Raw genomic sequence first — 23,003 nt, 5'->3', positions numbered from 1 at the left:
GTGGTGTTACAAGTTTTCATAATTTGATTTAAAATTTAAAAATCAAAATTTAGAAATTTATTTTTATTATAAAAAACAAATTAAAATTATAATTATTATACTTTTTAATCATATTAATCTATTAAAAAAAGAAAAGGAGGAGGCTAAGCATGGTAAAAGTATGTATTATTGGAGTTACAGGAGTTATAGGTAAAAATGTAGCTTTTAAATTGGCAAGAGCAGACACTGTAGACGAAATAGTGTTCTTTACAAGGGAAAAAAGCCTATCAAAAGCAAAAGGAGAGATATATGACATGTATGATGCATTGGCTGCAGAGGATATTGACTGCAAGCTCACTCCAACTTCAGATTATAAGGATATGGCTGGCTCTCAAATTATCCTTATAACAGCAGGGGCTCCAAGAAAAGAGGGAATGGAAAGAAGCGACTTGGCACATACAAATGCACAGATTGTCTATAACTATGCAAAGCAGATAGCAATCCATGCTCCAGATTCAATCATTCTAATTGCAACAAATCCTGTGGATGTTATGACTGCAGTGGCTCTTGAAGCCTCTGGATTTAATAAGAAAAGAGTCATCGGCCTTGGAAACCACTTGGATTCATTAAGATTAAAGACATATTTTGCAAGACGCCTGGACATAAACAGCAGTGAGGTTCATACAAGGGTTGTTGGCGAACATGGTGAAAGGATGGTTCCTCTTTTAAGCTCTACAACAATAGGGGGTATTCCTCTAAAGTACTTTATCAAGGATGTGAAACTAGACCTTCCAGATATTGTGAAGACCCTTAGAAATGCTGGAAACACTATCATTTCAAAGAAAGGGGCAACCGAGTATGGCCCTGCCTATGCAATATCAAACTTGATTACCACAATCATTACAAACATCCATAAGATACTTACTGTAAGCATGTATCTTGAAGGAGAGATAGCAGATGTTGAAGGAGTCTGCTTAGGTGTTCCGGTTGTATTATCTAAAAAAGGAGCTGCCATGATTGTTCCTATTCATATGAATGACTATGAGGTAAATAAGTTTCAAATAGCTGCAAATCATGTCAGGGAACTTACTAATGAAGTTCTTGAAAGATTAGAAAAATAGTGGTTTAACTATTTTAATTATTTTTAATTATTTTTTAATTTAAAAAGATTTAATCTATTTTTTATAAAAAAAGAAGAATTTGAAATTTATAATAATAGATAAAATTATAAATTTCAATTTTTAATTTTTAACTGTTTTTAGAATTTATTTATAAATTTAAGGTTTTGTGCTGTTTTTAAATTTAAATAAGTCTAATTCAAATTATAAATTATAAACTTCTTCTGCAGGTACTAAAGGCACCTTATAAGCAGTTAAAATACCAATCAAATTGTCTAAATCATCTGCTTGCAAAAGAAGAATGGCCTTTTCAGTTTTCTCATGAGTGAAAGCATAAAGATATTCAAGATCAATCTCTTCGTCCTTGATAATTTTCAAGACAGTTGAAAGTCCACCTGGAGTGTCATCAAGCTCTGCTCCAATGATTGGAGTCATTTTAACTATATGGTCGTTTTCTTCAAGAATGTCTTTAGCCTTTATAGGGTCTTGAACAACAAGCCTTAAAATGCCGAATTCGGTAGTGTCTGCTAAAAACAATGCTCTGATGTTGATGTCATTTTTAGCAAGCAAATTCAATGTATTGTAAAGTTTCCCTCTTCTGTTTTCTAAAAATATGGATAATTGTGTTATTTTATACATTTTTAAAACTTCCTGATTAAATTATATTGATTAGTGTAATTACTTTGTCAATAAGCTTATAATGTAGGTTATGTTTTTTAATAAGCCTCTTTTTAATAGAATCTGTCTAGTGTAAGTTACGTTTGTCAATAACTCTTTGTATTTTACCTTTTGTACTTCTTGGAATGCTCTTAGGAGCTACTAAACTAACATTAACTGCAATTCCAGTCTCATTTTGAATATATTCTCCAATCTTTCGTTTTACAGCCATCATCTCTTTGATGTCATCTGAAAATAGGGATGCAGAAGCTTCCACCTTAATTTCAATTTCATCCATAATGTCTGGCCTTGTGACTATGATTTGATAGTGAGGCTCAATATTGCTGACCTTAAGAAGGGCCTTTTCGATTTGTGATGGGAAGATGGCAACTCCTTTGACCTTGATCATGTCATCTGACCTTCCGGTGATTCTTTCCATTCTTGCAAGTGTCCTTCCGCATTTGCAGGTGTCATAGTGAAGTGCTGTAAGGTCCTTTGTTCTAAATCTTATTATAGGCATGCTTTCCCTTTCAAGATTGGTCAATACCAATTCTCCATGTTTGCCTTCAGCTAAGGTCTCTCCGGTTTTAGGATTGATGATTTCCGGATAGAAGAAATCTTCAGCAATGTGCAATCCGTTTTGAGCAGAACATTCTATACCTACTCCCGGACCCATAAGTTCGGTTAGCCCGTAGATGTTATATGCCTTGGTCTTGAATGTCTCTTCGATTCTATCTCTCATCTCAGCAGTCCACATTTCAGCTCCAAATCCGATTGCCTTAAGTCCTAGCTTGTCAAAGTCTATTCCTTCCTCCTTTGCTACCTCTCCAAGATAGATTCCATAGGATGGAGTGAAAATAAGGCAAGTGGTGCCGAAATCTGCCATGATTTCAACCTGTCTTCTTGTCTGTCCGGTTGAGATAGGAATGATGGTTGCCCCTAATCTGTGGGCTCCATAGTGAACGCCGAATCCTCCGGTAAACAAGCCGTATCCGTGGGTGTTTTGGATGATGTCGTCACTGTCAAGGCCCATCATGGTAAGTCCTCTTGCTACAATCTCTCCCCAGTTGTCTATGTCATTTTGGGTGTATCCGCTTACTACAGGCTTTCCTGTAGTTCCAGAGGAGGAGTGTACTTCTATGATTTCCTTTTTATCAACTGCAAACATTCCAAATGGATAACATGCTCTTAAATCATCTTTGGTAAGGAATGGCAACTTTTCAATATCCTCTAAAGTCTCTATGTCCTCAGGGAAAACATTAGCTTCACTATACTTTTTATTGTAATATGGTATCTTGTCAAATGCTCTTTTTACAGTGCTTTGCAGCTTCTTCAATTGAAGTTCGTAAATGTCTTCTCTAGGCATGGTTTCTATTTCTTCATTCCACATAGTCTTAACCTTTTTTTTGTTTTTTTTTTAAATTTGATAATTGTAATTTTTTTTTTAAAATTTGCTAATTATAATTTTTTTATAAATTTAATAATTTTTTATATTAATTTGACAATTAAGATTTTAGTGATATCATTTTTTTTAGAATTTTTAAAATCTCTATTTTTTATTTTATCTTAAATTGTATAAATAGGTTTAAAGTTTAAATTTTTTTCTGTTTTTATAAAACAATTTGTTTCATCGGAATTTTAGTTTTAATTTAAAGTTTAAATTTTGTTCTGTTTTTTTAAAACAGTTTTATACTCCTAAAACTTTTTTTAGTCTATCAATCCTAGATTTTTCATATAGTCCAAAGTTTTTTGAATGAAATCGATATGATTTAACTCTAACATATATATGCCGTCATACCCATTCTTAGTAAAAACATCAAAGAAGCCATTTACATCAAAAGTCCCATCACCTAATGCAAGGTGTGTATCATCATCACCAGGATTATCATGGACATGAATGTGTTTAACAGAGTCAAAGTAAATCTCATCAGGACTGAAGCCTGCAGTGTGTGCATGACCAATATCCAATGTCATTGGAAGCTCAAGTTCAACAAGTGTATCATTAAGTTGGTTCACATCCTGATACATGAACCCTTCAATCTTTGGAAGGTTTTCGATGCAGGCATTGACGCCATTGTCCTTGGCATAATCTCCAATTTCCACTAGCCCTTCTCTTCCTATTTCATAAATTATATCTTCCTTGCCTCTTCCATTAAATGATACAAAGCCAGGATGGGCTACAACGATATCGCTGTCTATCATATTTGCAAGGTCTATTGATCTTTTTATCTCTTCAACAGAGAGCTTTGCAAGCGCTGAGTTAAGGGAAGCGATATTCAAGTCAATGAATGGAGAGTGAATTGTATATTTTAAGTCATATGAGTTGATTAAATCAATAAGCTCCTTATCGTCATTCAATTCTCTATATGGATAGTCATGCAATATTTCTACATATTCGATGTATTTGTTGCTATCGAAGTAGTCTAAGGATTCTTTCATTGTCTTATCTTCTGTTGCTAACATTGAAGCTCCTATTTTCATGTTTTAACCTCAATTTAAGTAAATTAATAATTATAAATATTCCCAGATTTATTTTTTCTTATATTAAATCAATTTCAAGCCTTTCAAATAGTCTATGCTCTTTTCTATATATTCCTTTGAGCCTAATTCAAAATTATAGATTCCATCATATTTGTCAAAGATTTCAAAGAATCTTTTAAAGTCAATGATTCCTTCCCCTAAAGGAAGATGTGAGTCACGGATGCCGTCATTGTCATGGATGTGGATATGGCTTATGCAATCAAATGAGACATCATCAACATCAAAGCCTGCAGTGTATGCATGGCCGATGTCAAGGGTCATTGGAAGACCTGTTCTCTCTAGAGTCTCATTCAATTGATTAATGTCCTGATACATGAATCCCCTTAGTCTTGGAAGGTTTTCGATGCATGTCATCACTCCATTGTCCTTGGCATATTCTCCTATAACCTTTAGGTTTTCTTCAGCTATTCTATAGACAGAGGCCATATATTCCATATCATTTGTAAATATGGCTCTTCCTGGATGGATTACGACAATGTCAGAGTCCAGAAGATTTGCAAGGTCAACAGATCTTTTTATCTCATCTACAGATGCCTTTGCAAGAGCAGGGTTTACAGAAGCAGGATTCACTTCTATAAAGGGGGCATGAACTGTGTACTTTAAATCATATGAGTTAAACTTGTCAATCAAGTCCTTTTCAACATCAATGTCCCTATTTGGATAGTCGTGAAATATTTCCATATATTCGATGTATCTGTTTGATTCAAAATAATCTAAGGATTTTTCTATTGGAATTATCTTTCTAGGAAATATTGAAGCTCCTAATTTCATTTTTTTCCTCTTATGATGTTTTTAGTGAATTTTGCTCTTTTTGCGATTTATCAGTAAATTAATTGTTTTAATAATTATTTGTTGAATTTTGCTCTTTTTGATTATTGGAGAAATTTTACTCATTTTAAGCAAATAATAAATTTTACTTATTTTTTCTTAGTTATTTTAAATTTTATTCTTTAATAACTATTTTCTAACCTTAGCAATGATTCTATCTCCCGCATCTAATGCAGAGACTATCTTTCCATAGGACTTTAACTTCCTATGTACCTTGACATTTCCCTTTTTGCTTACGGTTGCATTGAACAGGAACTCATCTTCAATGAATATGTCAAAGGATTTTCCTACATACTTCTTGCCTATTGGCAATTCAACACGGCTCTTTCTAACTTTTGGGAATACTTCAAAGGTGTCATAGAAAAGCTCTTCATAATCATCTTCCAATATGTCAGAATCATCATAATCTTCATAATCCTCATAATAATCTTCATTATCATCGGTGAAGTCAAAATAATTATCCTTATTATAGTCCTTCAAACCATCTTCAGACAATTCTCCATCCTCTACTCCATTGTATTCCTTCAATCCTGATTTTTTGGATTTTTTCTTTTTCTCCTTTTTAGACTTCTTTTTCTTGGATCTTTTGGATAATCTTTCGCTGAAGCTGTCTGGAGCCTTGTCAAGAGGTTCAATGTTCATGCTTATACCAATGTCCTCTTCAAGCTCTGCAATTCTTTTTCCGCCCTTTCCAATGACTTTAGGAATGTACTTTTCACTCATATAGATATTTACCCTTCTGTCATTTTCCATGCTCACTTCCATTGCAGCCTTAGGGACTATTCTTTTCATGGTCCTTAGGATTTCTCGCTCGGCTATTATTTGTACAGGGGTCTTTTCCTCCTTATCCTTTGCCTTTTTAGACTCTTCAACCATTCCTATGTCCATAACTATGGTCTGCTCACCGTAGGTGTAGATCTCGTTTACAAGGGTTCCTGTCTCAAAGTCCCTGACCTCAATTACAGGCCTTGCAAGGTCTCGCTCTTCCATTCCAGTTGGAACCTTCACTGTAAGCTTGTTTTCATATATTGCAGATATCTCACCGTTTTCTATATAGATTGTTGTATCTACAATTGAAGGAATTGTACCAAGGTCAACCCTGTTTGCTATTCTTGATATTGCATCAATAGGCTTTGTCGCATGGACTACACCGATCATTCCAACTCCTGCAAGCCTCATGTCTGCAAATATGCTGAAGTCATGGTTTTTCCTAAGCTCATCATAGATAGTAAAGTCTGGCCTTACAAGAAGAAGTATGTCTGCTGTCTTTTCCATATCCCCCTCAAGAGGGGCATATTGGGTGATTGTATCTGCCACCTGAAGGTCTCTTGGAGATTCCATGGTCTTTACTACCTTATTCAAGTCCTCGTCATAGAATTTGGCTATTGCCTGGGCAAATGTACTTTTACCTGCTCCTGGAGAACCTGAAATGAGTATTCCTCTTGCGCTGTTGGTAAGTCTGTCTATAAGCTGGCTGGATAGGTGATATTCATCAAGGGACACTTCTGCTACTGGCCTTACTGCAGTTATCTCAAGTGCCTCTGCAAATGGAGGCCTTGCAATTGATATCCTAAGGTCTCTTGACTGAACAACAATCGCTCCCTGCCTGTCCACTTCAAGATAGGTCTTAGGGTCATACCTTTCCTTTTCCAATATCTCTTCAGCTATGAATTCAAGCTGCTTAAAGGTGAACTTTTCATCTGCAAGCTTTACAAGCTTGATATGGCCAGGCTTACCTTTTTTAGCCATAGGTGGAACGTTTTCCTTTAAATGGACGCTCATGGTCTCTTCATCAAAGAATTTTGCTATCTTCAAGTCGATTGAGCCTTTATACTCTTGAGCATAATATATGACTGGGATTCCCTGTGCCTCTGCTGTCTTGGCTTGGATCTTGTCGCTTGTAATGAGTAGTGCCAATTCGTCCTTTGCAACATCTCTTATAAGTCCGTCTATCTCTCCAAGCTTTGCATTGTCCTTTTCAAACTTTGTTGGCCTTCTGCCGGTTATTCTAATTGACAGCTCTCCAATCTCTGCCATTTCCTGTAGTTTCTTTAGGTTTTCCAAACCTCTTAGTCCTGTTGGCCTTTGGTTGTTGGCCTGATGTTCAAGTTCGGCAATGACAGCTTCTGGAATTATTATTTCGGGGTAGTTCAATCCCTTTTCCTTTATTATCTTTTCTACATTTCCTTCAATTATTGCGCTTGTATCTGGCACAATTCTTTTAATTTCATCATTGTATTCTTCTTCATCATTGTTGTATTCGCTATCATAGTCATAATCGTTAAAATCCATTCTTTCACCTCCCTTCGAGGTTTTTATTATTTAATTTTTAATAGAGTTATGAATAATTATTATTAGAAATATTAGTTTTAAATGAATAATTATCCGTACATCTCTAGATTAATTTAATAGAAATATTTGTTTTAAATGAGTATTTATCCATACATCTCTTTTGGATCAAAGAGTCTTTCTGAGATTATGCTTATATCCTCATCTGTAAGACTGTCTAAGTCAATATTCTCCTTATCAATGTCCAATTGTCTAAAGAAGCAAGACCTGTATCCTTCATGGCATGCTGCACCGATTTGGTCGACTTTCATAATGATTGCATCTGCATCGCAGTCAATATACATTTCCTTAACAGTCTGAACATTTCCAGAGCTTTCTCCTTTTAGCCATTGTTTCTGTCTTGATGTGGAGTAGTAGTGAGCCTTTTTGGTCTTTAATGTTTGTTCTACAGCTTCCTTGTTCATGAAAGCTACCATGAGCACATCATTTGTTTCGTAGTCTTGTGCAACTGCAATTACAAGGTCTTCTCCACCCATATTAAGTCTGAAGTTTAATTCCATTCTTTCACCTAATCTAATAAAACTTATCTTTAATGTCTTAATTTAATATAAATTGTTTTTATTGCCTTAATCTAATGCAACTTATCTTTAATGTCTTAATTTAATATAATTTGCCTTTAATGTAGTCAACCACTTCATCAATGGCTACCAATTCCTGCTCTCCAGTTAACATGTCCTTAATTGTAACCTTTCCTTCCTCTAGGTCACGTTCTCCTACAAGAACTGTGTATTTTACATCTATCTTATTTGCATAAGCCAAGATCTTCTTGAATTTCTTTCTGGATAGGTCCACTTCAGTTGGAATGTTGGCCTTTCTAAGGTCTTGTGCAATGCTGAAAGCATTGTGTCTTGTTGAGTCGGAGATTGCAGCAACATAAGTGTTAACTATTGGTTCCAATTCAACTTTGCCATTAAGCTCTTCTATTGCATTCATCAGTCTGTCAAATCCTAATGCAAATCCTGTGGAAACAACATCCTCTCCTCCGAATAGCTTGACTAGATTGTAGGTTCCTCCGCCGCAGACCTGCTTCTGTGCGCCAAGTCCTTCCACATATACCTCAAATACGATTCCTGTATAGTAGTCAAGGCCTCTGGCGACGCCAAGGTTCAATTTGTAGTTGAATACCTGGAAGCTTTCTAAGGTTTTTACAAGCTCTTTAAACTCTTCCAATGCCTCTTGGGTTTCTTCGTATGGAGCGACAAGCTCTTCTATGTCTTTTATGATTGATGAATCCCCTACCATGTCCATAAGTTTGAACAGCACTTCATTAAGCTCTGGCTTGTCCTTTATGATTGGGTTTTCTCCAACAAGGGAGTCCTTTAATAGGTCCTTGTCTCCCTTATCGATAACAACCATTATCTCCCTTTGGGTGGCTGTGTCAATGTCAAAGTGGGCAAAGAGCCCTCTTATGATTCCGAGGTGGTTTACATTGAATTCTGCTGTAGTTATTCCAAGCTCTTCGATTGCATTGTTGCACATTGCAATGACTTCAGCCTCACCTTCAGGAGTCTTTGCTCCAATCAATTCGCATCCGAATTGCCAGAATTGTCTGAATCTGCCCTTTTGGGGCCTTTCATATCTGAAGCAGCTTCCATAATAGTAAATCTTGATTGGCTTTGAGGTCTTTTGAAGCTCATTTAAGTATAGCCTTGCAATAGGGGCGGTTATCTCTGGCCTAAGGGCCAAATCCCTATCTCCCTTGTCCTTGAAGTTGTATAATTGATCTACAATCTCCTCTCCGGATTTTGTAGTGAATAATTTTAAGTCTTCAAAAAGAGGTGTCTGCACTTCGCCGAATCCGTAATTTTCAAAGACATTTCTTAAAGTGTCTTCAGCCATCTTTCTTTCTCTCATTTCCTCAAAGAGGAAGTCTCTTGTTCCTCTTGGTCTTTCAAATTCCATTTTGAACTCTCCAATATTTTTAATGATTTAATCAGATTAATTTGTTTTATAATTTTTATTATGGTTAATCGTTTAACATTATTATATATAGTACTATTATTATATAATAGTTGTTAATATATTGATATTTTTTTAGATTCTGCAAAAGTAAAACTGTCTTGAGGAACTTAATTGTGAATATTATTCAAATAATCAAATATTTTTTTTCAATATCTCTTAAAAATATTGAAATGGACTAATATTGAAATATCTAAAAAATTAATTGAAAATAAATATATAATGATTGGAATAAACTATTATTAATTAAAAAAATATTTCTTAAAAATGGATAAAAAGGTGAGTAAAACGAATAAAAAGAAATTATTATTATCTATTCTAATCCTTTTCAGCATATTGGTATCTTTATCAAGCGTTTCAGCTGCAAGTGATTTAATTCAAGACTATGAAGATTTAACTATTCAAAATTCATATGATGATTTAATCATTCAAGACTCTTTTAATGAAGATTTAATTCAAGATTCTTCTAATACAGAGTTAAAAACTCAAGATTCATCTATTGACAATCTAAAAGAGACTATAAATCAAACAGAATCAATAGATGACACATTAACTAATCAAGATTTATCAAGTCTCCAAGACTCTTCAAAGGAGAATATAAAGGATTCCAATTTAAAAAGCTCAAGACTGGGAAAATCCATAACCGTTAAGGGAAATACATTTCAATCCATTCAATCAGCGATTGATGGTGCAGAAGCTGGAGACACTATTATTCTAAGCGAAAATATGTTTAAGGGAGATAATTATTATGGCCTTGGAGAACAAATTTATATTAATAAGTCCCTTACCATAATGGGCAGTTCTCAATTCGGCAGCCAATATATAATTTTAAATGCACTACATAGTTCCCGTATTTTCAATATCACTGCAGATAATGTTACAATAAGCAATATTCAATTTACCAATGGCTACGTAGTAGGTGAACCCGGAGGAGCTATTTACTGGTTTGGAAACAATGGGAAAATTATAAATTCTTACTTCTCATTAAATTGCGCCAATTCCTCTATGGAATGGGATATTGAAGGAGGTGCAATTTACTTTGGGTTGAAATTCAAAAATCAATATATTGAAAATTGTTTATTCAAATATAATTCTGCATATGATGGCGGAGCATTATATACCTGTTCGCAAAATACCACAATCTCAAAATGTACTTTTGACAGTAATTTTGGTATTTCGAATAATGCTGGTGGCATGGCCAATGGTGCAGCTCTCAGTTTTAGTGCTAAAGATGTTTATGTAATTGATTCCACTTTCTTAAATAATGATGCTCCAGAAGGATGGGGTGGTGCAGTATATATCTATAAACATGGGTATGAACCTTATTTCTTTAATTGTTCCTTTAAAAATAATTCTGCAGCTTTTGGAGGTGCAATATGTTGGTTAACTGATGGAGGGACATTTTTAAATTGTACTTTTGAGAATAATCATGCAACCGGCGGTGACGCTATTCCCCATGGTGGTGCTATCTATAAAATAGGGCGCAATGGAGGCAATATTATAAATTCCACTTTCACAAGAAATTATGCAACTACAGGCAGTGCCATTTATCTAAACGCTTATTTAAACATAGACAATTGTACTTTCACGGATAATCAGGCTGATAGTGAAGGTGCCATTTACATAATAACTGATAATGTTACGATACGCAACTGTTTATTTGACAAAAATTATGCATATAATTACGGCGCGGCCATTTTTTCTTGGGACCATGACAATATCAAAGTGGAAAATTCCAGATTTATTGAAAATCATGCTCGCAATGAAGGTGGCGCCATCTATTTCCTCGGAAAGAATTGTCAGATATATGGCTGCCTATTTGAGGGCAATAGGGTAAGCAATTTTTACTCTTTCGGTGGTGCCGTCTTTATGGAAATTAGTGGTGAGGATACTTCCATTCTAGATTGTAGCTTTAAAAATAACTCTGCTCTTTATAAGGGCGGAGCCCTATACATTTCTTATGGCTCTTCGGAAAAGATTGCAATTATAAATTCAAGTTTTGAGGATAATTCAGCAAGTAATGGTGGTGCAATTCAGGCGGATTGGAATTTAAGCCTTATTGCAAATTCAAGTTTTGAGGATAATTCAGCAAGTTATGGAGGTGCAATACAGGTGTTTGGGAGTGTAGACCTTATTGCAAATTCAAGCTTTGAGGATAATTCAGCAAGTTATGGAGGTGCAATACATGTGTTTAGGAGTATAGGCCTTATTGCAAATTCCACCTTTAAGAATAATTATGCAAACAGTTTAGAGATTAACCAATCCAAAGAGTCATATGGAAGAGTATTTACTTTTAAGGGCAAGGAAAATTATATTAATGCTATCTATACTGAAGATTACAGTTTGAACTTTGAGAATGTGACCTATTGGGACGGTTCATTTGTCACCAGCGGCAGCCCTATAAAGAGTGACTGTGAAGCAGGCATAAAAATCAGAATAGTTCTTCGCCAAGGCGTTTCGGCAGGTCCTGTTGTTTTAAATATTACAAAAATAACTAATATCAAGGGGGAAGTTGTTTTTAATGAGTATAATGGTCTTTCTCCAGGAATCTATTATTATGAGGCATATCATCCTAAAGACAGCTATTATTCAGAGTCAGAGAAGTTAAGCGGCATGATCACTGTCCCTAAAAAAGCCACTGACAACACCCTTGCTATTTCTCTAGATGATTCAATCTATGGGGAAGACCTAAAGGTTAATGTAAATACTGACGTCTCTGGAGAATACAGGATCTATATTGCAAATTCAAATTATGATGCAATATTCACCGATGACGATGTCGCAAAGGGCAATGTATTGGCCTATGATATTACAGTAAATGAGAATGAGCTCAAGGGAAATAAATGGACAATCCTAAAAAATTCTTTGAATGTTAAGAACGGATATGGAGCATACATTCAGTTTGCAGACCTTGAAGACGGCGAAAATTACATAAATATTCATAATAGGACTTCATTCAATGTCTATAAGGCAGAATCCAGCATAGATGCAAATGAAACAATTGCCATTGAGGGGGATGGCGCTGAGGTAAACTACACAATTGAAAACGGAACTGCAAGCATAGACAACATTAGAAGGGGCTCTGCCATATTGGAGGAAGGCACTGATTATAATTTTACAGTCACTCCAGATAAGATAATAATCACTGGATTGGATATGGGCAATTATACTGTAAAATTAAAAACCATTGTTGATTCCAACTATAACCCTTCAACAAAAGAAGTCTTTATTTGCATCCTAGGTCGAACAGCCATTGACGTTCAAGAGTCAGTGGCAATTGAAAAGGATAAGAGCTATCTTTTAAGTCCAACCCTAATTCCTGAAGATGCAGGGACTCTACGTTACATCAGCAATGATGAAAGCATAGTGAAGGTTGACTCTAAAGGCAATCTCACTGCAATATCTGAGGGAAACACAACCATTATGGTTCTATTTGATGGAAACGATATTTATGCCCCTTCAAATGCTACAGTGAAGGTCTCTGTCTATTCAGGAAGCATGCCAACATCAATCAAAGTCAATAAGTCATTTGAATTGTATATGGATGAATCCATTGATATGGGTGCAGTTCTAGACCCGGCAAATGCAGGAAACTTGACTTATAAAAGCAGCAATGAAAAGATAGTGAAGGTTGACAATTATGGAAAGATAACTGGACTTGGCCAAGGAAAAGCAAATATAACTGTTAGCTTCAGTGGAAATGAGAAGTTTTTAGCCAGCAATGCTACAGCTTTGGTTACAGTTTATCCGTTAGTGGATTTAAAAATTGCTAAAAGTGCAAATGTATCTGGTGAAGTCTATATTGGTGATAAGATCAAATTTGTCATCACTGTTTCAAACAATGGCCCTTCCAATGCAACTGGAGTATATGTAAATGAAGCATTAAACTCTAATCTTGTTTTGGCTTCCAATTCTACAACAAAAGGCAATTATGATGGAAGCAAGTGGACTATTGGCAATCTAAATAAAGGAGAAACAGTTAACCTAACAATTATTGCAAATGTAAAATCTGTTGGTAACATTGATAATAAGGTAATTGCAAATTCCACAGAAAGGGATTCCAATTATACAAACAATATTGCAAGCATAAGCACAATTAAAGCACTCCCTATTGTTGATTTGAGTATTAATGTGACTTCTAATAAAAAATCACTTAATGTGGGAGATACATTCACTTATACAATTAATCTTATTAATTTAGGTCCTTCAAAGGCTACAAATATTATTGTAGATGAATTATTAAGTCAGTTTATTGAGCTTGTCAATGTCAATCTAAGCATTGGAAACTATGATAATTCCACTTCTGTATGGTCTGTTGATCAATTAGATCCGAATAGTCCAGTTAGCTTAAATTTAACTGTTAAGGCAATAAGAGCAGGCAAAATTGAAAATAGTGTAACTGCATATTCCAATGAAAAGGATTCAAATGAATCCAATAATAATTTCACATTATCTATTAATTGTGTTAAAATAAATACTCAATTGACTGCAAATAATATAACTACAAGCTATAATCTTAATAAAGATTTGATAATTGGATTAAATGACAGCAAAGGCAATCCATTAAGTGGATTTATAGTGTCTGTTGACTTAAATGGCAAGAAGAATTATACAACTGATTCAAATGGTCAAATAAAGATTCCAACTAAGTCTTTAATTCCAGACACTTATAATGCAACAATAAGATTCGAAGGAAATGAGAAATATTACTCCTCTCATGCAAGTGCAATCATAGTTGTTAAAAGGGCAAGCACATCATTAAACTATACAAATATGAATACAGTTGCCTTCGATTCAAATATAGAGGGAAGAGTTGGAGAATATTTCCAATTCCAATTATTGGATAATGATGGAAAGCCAATAGCAGGAAAACAGGTATTCATAGGTTTCAATGGAGTAAAATACAATAGAACAACCAACCAAACAGGTGAGGCAAGGCTTCAGATCAACCTAAAGTACGCCAACCATTACACCTTTGCAATCGCATTCCTCGGAGATAACAACTATAGCGGTGATTTCCAAGTAGCACTGATCAATGTGACTGAACAGACTCCTGTTCTAACTACAAGTCCTAAAACCTATAAATCAACTGCAAAGACAAAGGCCTTGACTGCCACTCTTAAATCATCAAGAGGACAAGCCCTTGCAGGCAAAAAAATCACTTTCACCCTTAATGGAAAGGTTTATAGCGGAAATACCAATTCTGATGGCATTGCAACTGTAAATGTAAGCTTAAGCAAGAAAGGAACCTATAGCTTTACAGCCCAGTATGGAGGAGACAGCACATATAAGAAGGTGACTAAAAGTTCAAAACTAACAATAAAATAGTATTTTAGGGTTTTAAACCCTAATAATCTTTTTTTATTTTAATTTACTTAAAAAGTTAAAAATTCTTTTTTTTATTTTCTTTTAAAGTTAGATAATCCTATTTTTTTCATTCTTTTTTTTAATTTCTTTTTAAGTTAAATAATCCTATTTTTTCATTCTTTTTTTTAATTTCTTTTTAAGTTAAATAATCCTATTTTTTCATTCTTTTTTTTTTAAAAATCTAGAAATTTTATGGTTTTTAATAGTTTATCTTGAATATTTAAATAAAGTGAAAATCATTATATAATAATTAAAATATAATTAATAATAATTAATTAAATAACATTTTAATATAATAGATTAAAAAGGTGAGTAAAACGAATAAAAAGAAATTATTTTTATCTATTCTAATTATTTTAAGCGTATTGATATCTTTATCAAGCGTTTCAGCTATAAATACAAATGATTCATCTATTCAAGATAATGGAGATTTATCCATTCAAGACTCAATTGATGAAATTTCCCAATTTGATGAATCAGAACAATTAAATAAAATCAATAAGGATTCACCAGAATCCAATTTTAATCAAGAATTATCTAATGATTCTAAAGACATATCTGCAGATTCCAATCAAGACCTAATGGGATTTGAGAATTATGATTTCAAATACAATACAAAGAGCTCTTATTCAAATGCCCTAAAGGACTCAAATGTCATAAATGTTACAGGAAGCACATTTCAAGATATTCAAGATGCTATAGATAGGGCAAATGATGGGGACATCCTTTATCTCAAGTCATACAAATTCCATGGGAATGGGACCGCCATCAGCATCAATAAGCCCCTTACAATCATAGGTAGCTATGAAGCCAATAACAAAAGCCATTATTTAGATGCATACTTAAAGTCCAGAATATTATATATAGATTCAGACGATGTCACATTAATCAATATTCACTTTGACTATGGGGGAAATATTGACAATAATGGCAATGGAGGGGCCATATATTTGGATGGAACAAACTGCGCAATTGTAAATTGCTCCTTTAAGGGGAATCATGCTTGGCTGGGGGGAGCCATTTTCCAATCAAACAATTCCAATGACCTTTATGTGGGTGGCTGCAAATTTGTAGAGAACAATGCCCAAATTGGGGCGGGAATTACCACATGCGGATTCAATTGCCTTGTTTCAAATTGCAGCTTTGAAAACAATAGCGCCGTTACCGCCGGTGCAATAATGACAGACACTCAGAAGAATGGGGATATGACTTTCTTCCGCTTGGAAAATTCCACTTTCATAAATAACAATGCCACAGGGGGAGGCGGGGCCATCAATTTTGACGGCTACTACCAAAGCGTCTATAATTGCAAGTTCATAGATAACTATGCCAAAAATTCTGGGGGCGCCATCTATGGCAGTTTAAAACCATTTGACGTTTCCCTATGCCAATTCTATAATAACTATGCTAATACCGGAGGTGCCATCAGAGGCACTGCAAACTATAATGTTTCGGACTGCCGATTCATAAATAACTCAGCTCATCATGCTGGCGCTGTATTCCTTCATTCCTATAGTAATGTCATAGATAGTTATTTTGAAAATAACTATGCCGAAGCGAATGGAGGAGCCATCTGTACTGATTCCAACACAGTGGGAGTTATTATTAAAGGCTCCACTTTAATAGGAAATAATGCAACTACAGGCAGTGCCATTATGATGGTTTCAAGTAGAAGCATTATAGAAAACTGTAATTTTTCAGGCAATATCGGCAAAAGCGAAGGCGCCATTTATTCAATCCATGACTGTAACATCTCCCATTGCATCTTCGACAGCAATCAGGCAGAAAAGGGAGGGGCCTTCTATATTTATAGGGGCAACAACAGCAATATTGACAACTGCCGCTTCATAAACAACTCTGCCAATTCTTCAGGAGGGGCCATATATTGGTATGTCAATAAGGGTAAGATTTCAAACTCTTATTTTGAGGAAAATCAGGCTCGATATGGATCTGCAATTTATTGCTCAAATGTAGAGGCGGATTCAGGATTTATAATCACAGATTGTGATTTTATAAATAATCATCCTAAAGAGGATGGATCTAATACAAAGGGGGGAGCGATATATTTATATGATCAATTAAAATGTATCATAGTTGCAAATTCCACTTTTGAGTATAACTATGCCTCTAGAGGAGGAGCCATCTATGTTGAGGGAGATGTAAATCTTATTGCAAATTCAACCTTCAAGTATAATAAGGCAGATATTTTTTCATTATCTGCTTATAATGATAATGCCAATCTTATAGTCACATTAAGGGGCTATGAGAATTATATGAATGCCATCTATGCCGAGAAAACTGTCGATTTTCACAATGTCACCTATTGGGATGGGGAATTTGTCACCGGCGACTATCCTATAAAAAGAAATCTGGAAGCTGGAATAAACATCATCCTTGACTGCAGGGGTAATGGACATAGCTTAAATGTCACTAAGATGACCAATAGCATGGGAGAGGTTATATTTGATGAGATGAGGACCTTGCCAAGCGGAACTTATGCATATCAGGTCTCCGTTCCAGATAACAGCTATTACACTGCCAAAAAGCTTAAGCCTGACATATTCAATGTCCCATATCTTTGTGAAAACATTCTTGGCATTGATGTGGCGGATATCTCTTATGACCAGTATCCTGTTGTAAATATAACCGCCAATTATACAGGTAACTACACAGTCTATATTGCAAATTCAAGCTATGATGTCACATTCACAGACCAGGATGTTGAAAGGGGAAGGGTATTGGGATATAATATCACAATCACCGATGAGGATGTAGTAAAAGGAGAAAAGCTAATAGTAATTCCACATCTTTTTGACATAAAGGATGGCTATGGGGCTTATGTTCAATTGAGGGCAATCGATCAGGAGAATGTTGAGCTTGTCTATATTCAAAACAGGACATCCTTCAATGTCTATAAGGCAGCTTCAGCCCTTGAAGCTGAGGGGGCAGTTGCTGTAAATGGAAGCGATATAGAATTGAATTATATGGCTCAAAACGGCACTGTAACTATAGAAAGCATTAAAAAGGACGGATCTCTTTTAGAAAATGGAACAGACTATAATTTCACAGTAAATGATGATAAGATAATCATCACAGGATTGGATGCAGGCCATTATATTGCTAATCTGACCTTGATTGTCGACGATTATCATAACAGCTCCTCTATAGATGTTTCAATTGATGTTCTTATCAAAACCAGCATCGATGTGGCAGATTCTATTTCCATTGCCGAAACAGAGAGCTCTCTAATAAATGCAACACTATCTCCAGAGGAAGCAGGTTTATTGAATTACCAAAGTGATAATGAAACTGTGGCGGTCATTGATAATGATGGAAGAATAACTGGAATTTTAAAAGGAAATGCAACTATATTTGTTAGTTATGCTGGAAATGAGGATTATTCTCCTTCCAATGCCACTGTAAAGATAAACGTTTATCCTTTGGTTGATTTGAAAATAAACAAAACTGCAAATGTATCTAAGGCTTTTGTAGATAACATGATTAAGTTTACAGTCTCTGTGGTCAATGATGGTCCTTCCAATGCTAGCGGAGTTTATGTGGATGAGACATTAAGCTCCATCCTTGATCTTATTTCCAATTCCTCAACAAAGGGAAGCTATGATGGAAATAAATGGTTGGTTGGCAATTTGAATAATGGTGAAAGTGCAAGCCTAACAATAGTTGCCAAAATCAACAGAGCTGGAATAATAAGCAATGATGTGACTGTCAAGGCCAATGAAGCCGATTCCAATCAGTCCAATAATAATTGTTCAATCTCCATTGAAGGATTAATGATTGAAACTGTATTGACAGTTCCAAATGTGACTTCAAGCTATAATATGGATAAGAATTTTACAATCAGCTTAAAAGATATAAACGGAAACCCAATTGGAGATGCAAATATAACTGTTGACTTAAATGGCAAAAAGAGTTATATAACAGATTCAAATGGACAAATCAAGCTTTCAACTACAGGATTGGCTGTAGATACACATGTTTTGAATGTCACATTTGCAGGCAATTACAAGTACAACGGTTCAAGCTCTTCAAGCAAGATAGTTATTATCAAGGATTCAAGCAAATTAAATGCAACAGACATTATTAGCACTTATAATGATGATGATTATCTTATTGTAAGCTTAACTAACTCTCAGAACAATCCTATTGCAGGAGCAAATGTATTTGTTGATTTGGCTGGAAAAAGAAATTACACTACAGATTCCAATGGCCAAATCAAAGTGTCTCTTAAGAATCTAATTCCAGACAACTACAATGCAAGCATTGCATTTGGAGGAAATGAAAACTATACAGAATCCAGCACAAGTGCAATGGTGACAGTTAAAAGGGCAAAGACATCATTTAACTACACAGATATGAATACAGTTGCATTCGATTCAAAATTAGAGGGAAGAGTTGGAGAATACTTTAAATTCAAATTGCTGGATAATAATGGAAAGCCAATAGCCGGAAGACAGGTATTCATAGGTTTCAATGGAGTCAAATACAATAGAACAACCAACGAAACAGGTGAGGCACAGCTTCAGATAAACCTTAAGTATGCCAACCATTACACATTTGCAATAGCATTCCTTGGAGATGACTGCTATAGCGGATCATTCAATGTTGCGCTGATTAGTGTAACTGAACAGACTCCTGTTCTAACTACAAGTCCTAAGACCTATAAGTCAAGCGCTAAGACAAAGGTCTTGACTGCTACACTTAAATCCTCAAGGGAAAGTGCCCTTCCAGGCAAAAAGGTCACTTTCACTATTAATGGAAAGGTATATTCTGCAAATACTAATGAGGATGGTATAGCTACTGTAAAGGTCAGCCTAAGCAAGAAAGGAACCTATAGCTTTACAGTTCAGTTTGGAGGAGACAGCACATATAAGAAGATTACTAAAAGCTCAAAACTTACTATAAAATAGTTCTTAGGGTTTTCAAACCCTTTAATCTTCTTTTTTATTTTTAATTTTCTCTAAAATCCAGATAATTCTTTTGATTCTTTTTAACTCTTTTTTTTATCTTATTTTTTTATAAAAGCTATTTTAAGTATTTTTTCAAATTGCTTGTTCTGGTTTTATAAAATAATTAAATTAAAAATAATTAAGTTAAAAATAATTAAATTTAATATTTATTAAGTTATAATATTATATGATAAGAAAAATTAGAATTTAATAGTTAATTTAACTAACTAATTTAGTTAATTTTTAGTAGTTTAATTTATTAGGTATTGTGATATTATGGACAATGAATCTATGTATGACGACTTTAAGAATGTCATTAGCGGAGAAGAGACAGCATCTAAGCAAGCTCTTTTTAGAGGTCTTAAAGGAACATTCAGGAACCATTTCTGTATATGACCTTATGAGCGTTACAGCTGAGCTTAGGGAAGATACCAAATATGTCCAGGACAAATATAGGGAAGAGACAAATGCTGTCTATGTAAAATACTTCTTAGGCCGTATAAAGAACATACGTGATGATAATAATCAGTATGATGGCAGCATAGACAAGGATGACTTCATTGAATCAGTTGCTACCTTAAAGTCATATCAGGAAGGTGAATCAAAAACATCAAAGACCAAGTTTCCTTTAATATATGCAATAGTCTCCTTATACACAACTTATATTCTTGAAGAGCCTATTCATCCTGTTGGAACTCCGTTTCCAGGCTCACTTAAGGTCACTCAGAAAAATGGAGTCTTTTATTGTCCGGTTAAGGAAGCAAATCTTGAATCTCCAAATGCTGTCTGCAAGATGTGCATAGCAGAACAGTTGGAGTTTTAGAGGAAGTGTTTATATGGTAGATGGAAAAACAAAGATATTAGGAGTTATAGGAGACCCTATAGAACATACATTCTCACCGGCTATGCAGAATGCCGGACTTGAAGCTTTAAATTTAAATTACATTTATCTTCCATTTCATGTCAAATCAGATAATTTAAATAGTGCCATAGAAGGGGCAAAAACCCTTGGAATAAGGGGATTGAATGTAACAATTCCCCATAAGAGAGAAGTTATAACATGTCTGGATGAAGTGGATCCTATTGCAAATATGATAGGTGCTGTAAATACAATCAAATTTGATTATGATGAAAATGAGGGCATATCAACCAAAGGATACAATACAGATGCCTATGGCTGCTTAAGGGCCATTGAAGAGAAAGCATCAGTCAAAGATAAAAAAATAACAATAGTAGGTGCTGGAGGAGCCTCAAGGGCAATTGCCTTTCAGATGGCAAGTTCAGACATTGGGGAATTATCCATATTGAATCGTAATTTCAATAAGGCAGAATCCCTTGCAAATGATATAAAAAGTAATTTAAAGCAATTAAACGATAATTTCAATTTAAATATCAATGCTTATGATATGGACAGCCTAAAAAGAGAGATACAGGAATCAGAGATTTTAATAGACACAACTCCTATTGGAATGTATCCGAACATTAATGACAAGCCAATAGCAAGTGCAGATATGATGCATGATGACTTGATTGTAAATGACATTGTCTACACTCCTATGGAGACCTCTTTGATTAAGGAGGCTAAAAAGGCCAATGCTGAAGTGGTTTATGGCTATAAGATGCTATTGTATCAGGGCATTCGCAGCTTTGAAATATGGCTAGGAGAAGAAGCCCCTGTAAAAGAAATGGAAAATGCTCTATTGAAAGTTTTTAGGCATTTAAATGGTTTTTAAGTGATTGAATTAATATTTAATCTATTTATTAATTTTTATTTATTTTATTAGTTTATTAGTTTAAAATTTTTATTAATTTTATTAATTTATAATCTTTATTAAGTTTTATTTTTATGTGATATTATGGATGACTTTCTATCAAATTTTGTTTTAAAGGAAGAAGAAACAAGTCTCTCAGACTCCAAAAAGGATGTATTAAAGTTTCTAAAGCAAATCGGAGTGGACACTCGTTTTGTAAGCTTCTTTGAAAAAGACAATGAAAAAAGGATATATATAGAGAATCTTCGATTTTCAAGGTTTTCCAGAAAGAGAACATCTATTTTCAATAATGAATATCCAGATATTGAAGTTGTCCGATCTTCCCTTTTTCAAAAGATATGTTTAAGGGCTTCAAAGACCTTGTCAAACTCCCTGGACCCTAAGGATAGAGTCATCATTCCAAAAATGGACAATGAATATAACGAGCTTTTATTTATTGTTTTAGAGTCTTATTCAAGAAAATATGGCATAATCTTTATTGAATATGATGAAAATGAAAATATCAATTTAAAAGACTTTAATGCCATTGTCTCTCCATTAAACCTAAATCAGGAAGTAAATCATATCTTAAATGACATATTTGATGGAAAGGGAATAGAATGGGATAGGAAATTCGATTTGTCTTCTCTTTATGGCTTTAATGCTTCAGATATCAAAGACAAGAAAATCATATTTCCATTTATCAATGTGCCTCAAGAGTGGATTTATGACTTTTTAGGCATAGAAAAGGAATATGTAATTGATTATGATAATGATGACATTGGAGACTCCTTTATGGGATTTTTAAGCGAAATAAATCCTCAGTTTAAGGAAAATGTATTGGCAGCCTCTAGCTTTTTAGAGACACATCAAAAATAGGTATTTATTCTTTTAATGCAATTTTAATTGAATGTCTTTATTCTTTTAATGCAATTTTAATTGTTATTTGTAGATAGAACTTACTTAATTGGTCCTCAGGTGGTTTACTATGGAAGAAATAAGAAAGGAACTAATCAAGTTTCAAATGGAAAGAGACTGGAAAAGGTATCATACTCCAGAGAATTTAGCCAAATCAATATCTATAGAAGCTGCTGAACTCTTGGAGCACTTTCAATGGCAAAAGGAATATGATAAGGATGAAGTGGTAGATGAATTGGCAGATGTCTTTAACTACTGCTTTCTAATGGCGGATGCATTGGATGTTGACGTTAAGGAAATAGTCTTCAATAAGATGAAAAAGAATGCCATAAAATATCCTCCTAAGGTCAGTTCAGATGATCTTAAGTAGATTTATGAATATCCTAAATCTAAACTTAATAATGGTTTAAAAGACTCAAAACTATATTTTTTCATTAATTAAGTAATTTAAACTTAAATAATGGTTTAAAGACTCAAAACTATATTTTTTCATTCATTAAGTAATTTAAACTTAAATAATGGTTTAAAGACTCAAAACTATATTTCATCATTCACTAAATAGATTCATA

General features: G+C 34.3%; 14 protein-coding genes. 7 read left to right on the top strand and 7 right to left on the bottom strand.

The features are described 5' to 3' along the window. Positions 1–149: 149 nt before the first annotated feature. Positions 150–1,100, top strand: coding sequence for a malate dehydrogenase (locus MRU_RS06280; RefSeq protein WP_012956054.1), 951 nt, complete (start codon positions 150–152; stop codon positions 1,098–1,100). A gap of 201 nt (positions 1,101–1,301) precedes the next feature. On the opposite strand, the gene MRU_RS06275 is transcribed toward MRU_RS06280, so the two are convergent. The 7 genes from MRU_RS06275 to hisS all read right to left on the bottom strand — a co-directional run bounded on the left by MRU_RS06275 (position 1,302) and on the right by hisS (position 9,374). Next, positions 1,302–1,736: an amino acid-binding protein gene (locus tag MRU_RS06275; protein ID WP_012956053.1), complete on the bottom strand. Its 435-nt coding sequence runs from the start codon at positions 1,734–1,736 to the stop codon at positions 1,302–1,304. A gap of 106 nt (positions 1,737–1,842) precedes the next feature. Next, entirely contained in the window at positions 1,843–3,144 is a 1,302-nt protein-coding gene (locus MRU_RS06270) for a phenylacetate--CoA ligase family protein (protein WP_012956052.1), read from the bottom strand. 317 nt (positions 3,145–3,461) lie between these two features. Then, a complete protein-coding gene (locus MRU_RS06265) occupies positions 3,462–4,217 on the bottom strand; it encodes a sugar phosphate isomerase/epimerase family protein (RefSeq protein ID WP_227717030.1) in 756 nt (251 codons plus the stop codon). Between the two features lie 81 nt (positions 4,218–4,298). Further along, positions 4,299–5,066: a sugar phosphate isomerase/epimerase family protein gene (locus MRU_RS06260; RefSeq protein WP_012956050.1), complete on the bottom strand. Its 768-nt coding sequence runs from the start codon at positions 5,064–5,066 to the stop codon at positions 4,299–4,301. Positions 5,067–5,252: 186 nt separating this feature from the next. Beyond that, complete coding sequence (locus tag MRU_RS06255; RefSeq protein ID WP_083777671.1) at positions 5,253–7,349, bottom strand: PINc/VapC family ATPase; 2,097 nt, start codon at positions 7,347–7,349, stop codon at positions 5,253–5,255. 209 nt (positions 7,350–7,558) lie between these two features. Beyond that, positions 7,559–7,972 (bottom strand): phosphoribosyl-AMP cyclohydrolase, encoded by a 414-nt coding sequence (gene hisI / locus MRU_RS06250; RefSeq protein WP_012956048.1) that lies wholly within the window; start codon positions 7,970–7,972, stop codon positions 7,559–7,561. Positions 7,973–8,072: 100 nt separating this feature from the next. Next, positions 8,073–9,374 (bottom strand): histidine--tRNA ligase, encoded by a 1,302-nt coding sequence (gene hisS, locus MRU_RS06245; protein ID WP_012956047.1) that lies wholly within the window; start codon positions 9,372–9,374, stop codon positions 8,073–8,075. A gap of 393 nt (positions 9,375–9,767) precedes the next feature. Here hisS and MRU_RS06240 point away from each other — a divergent pair, with 393 nt between their 5' ends. The 6 genes from MRU_RS06240 (at position 9,768) to MRU_RS06215 (ending at position 22,804) form a co-directional block, all read left to right on the top strand. Continuing rightward, the gene (locus tag MRU_RS06240) at positions 9,768–14,759 is read left to right on the top strand and encodes an Ig-like domain-containing protein (protein WP_171776166.1); all 4,992 of its coding nucleotides are present in this window, start codon (positions 9,768–9,770) and stop codon (positions 14,757–14,759) included. A gap of 404 nt (positions 14,760–15,163) precedes the next feature. After that, positions 15,164–19,726 carry an Ig-like domain repeat protein gene (locus MRU_RS06235; protein WP_048812448.1) on the top strand — a complete coding sequence of 1,521 codons (4,563 nt, stop codon included), beginning with the start codon at positions 15,164–15,166 and terminating at the stop codon, positions 19,724–19,726. A gap of 349 nt (positions 19,727–20,075) precedes the next feature. Next, positions 20,076–20,588, top strand: coding sequence for a DUF2115 domain-containing protein (locus MRU_RS06230; protein ID WP_265101230.1), 513 nt, complete (start codon positions 20,076–20,078; stop codon positions 20,586–20,588). 13 nt (positions 20,589–20,601) lie between these two features. After that, a complete protein-coding gene (locus tag MRU_RS06225) occupies positions 20,602–21,498 on the top strand; it encodes a shikimate dehydrogenase (protein ID WP_012956043.1) in 897 nt (298 codons plus the stop codon). A 123-nt stretch (positions 21,499–21,621) separates the two neighbouring features. Further along, entirely contained in the window at positions 21,622–22,395 is a 774-nt protein-coding gene (locus tag MRU_RS06220) for a hypothetical protein (protein WP_012956042.1), read from the top strand. A 109-nt stretch (positions 22,396–22,504) separates the two neighbouring features. After that, on the top strand, positions 22,505–22,804 hold the full coding sequence (locus MRU_RS06215) for a nucleotide pyrophosphohydrolase (protein ID WP_012956041.1): 300 nt from the start codon (positions 22,505–22,507) through the stop codon (positions 22,802–22,804). Positions 22,805–23,003: the final 199 nt, after the last annotated feature.

Source organism: Methanobrevibacter ruminantium M1, from assembly GCF_000024185.1.
Taxonomy (GTDB): Archaea; Methanobacteriota; Methanobacteria; order Methanobacteriales; family Methanobacteriaceae; genus Methanobrevibacter; species Methanobrevibacter ruminantium.
This window is presented reverse-complemented; position numbering and strand designations above follow the sequence as displayed.

Coding starts and splice junctions, on each gene's coding strand:
- MRU_RS06280 (WP_012956054.1), top strand. CDS start 150: ATGGTAAAAGTATGTATTATTGGAGTTACAGGAGTTATAGGTAAAAAT.
- MRU_RS06275 (WP_012956053.1), bottom strand. CDS start 1,736: ATGTATAAAATAACACAATTATCCATATTTTTAGAAAACAGAAGAGGG.
- MRU_RS06270 (WP_012956052.1), bottom strand. CDS start 3,144: ATGTGGAATGAAGAAATAGAAACCATGCCTAGAGAAGACATTTACGAA.
- MRU_RS06265 (WP_227717030.1), bottom strand. CDS start 4,217: ATGTTAGCAACAGAAGATAAGACAATGAAAGAATCCTTAGACTACTTC.
- MRU_RS06260 (WP_012956050.1), bottom strand. CDS start 5,066: ATGAAATTAGGAGCTTCAATATTTCCTAGAAAGATAATTCCAATAGAA.
- hisI (WP_012956048.1), bottom strand. CDS start 7,972: ATGGAATTAAACTTCAGACTTAATATGGGTGGAGAAGACCTTGTAATT.
- hisS (WP_012956047.1), bottom strand. CDS start 9,374: ATGGAATTTGAAAGACCAAGAGGAACAAGAGACTTCCTCTTTGAGGAA.
- MRU_RS06230 (WP_265101230.1), top strand. CDS start 20,076: ATGTCATTAGCGGAGAAGAGACAGCATCTAAGCAAGCTCTTTTTAGAG.
- MRU_RS06225 (WP_012956043.1), top strand. CDS start 20,602: ATGGTAGATGGAAAAACAAAGATATTAGGAGTTATAGGAGACCCTATA.
- MRU_RS06220 (WP_012956042.1), top strand. CDS start 21,622: ATGGATGACTTTCTATCAAATTTTGTTTTAAAGGAAGAAGAAACAAGT.
- MRU_RS06215 (WP_012956041.1), top strand. CDS start 22,505: ATGGAAGAAATAAGAAAGGAACTAATCAAGTTTCAAATGGAAAGAGAC.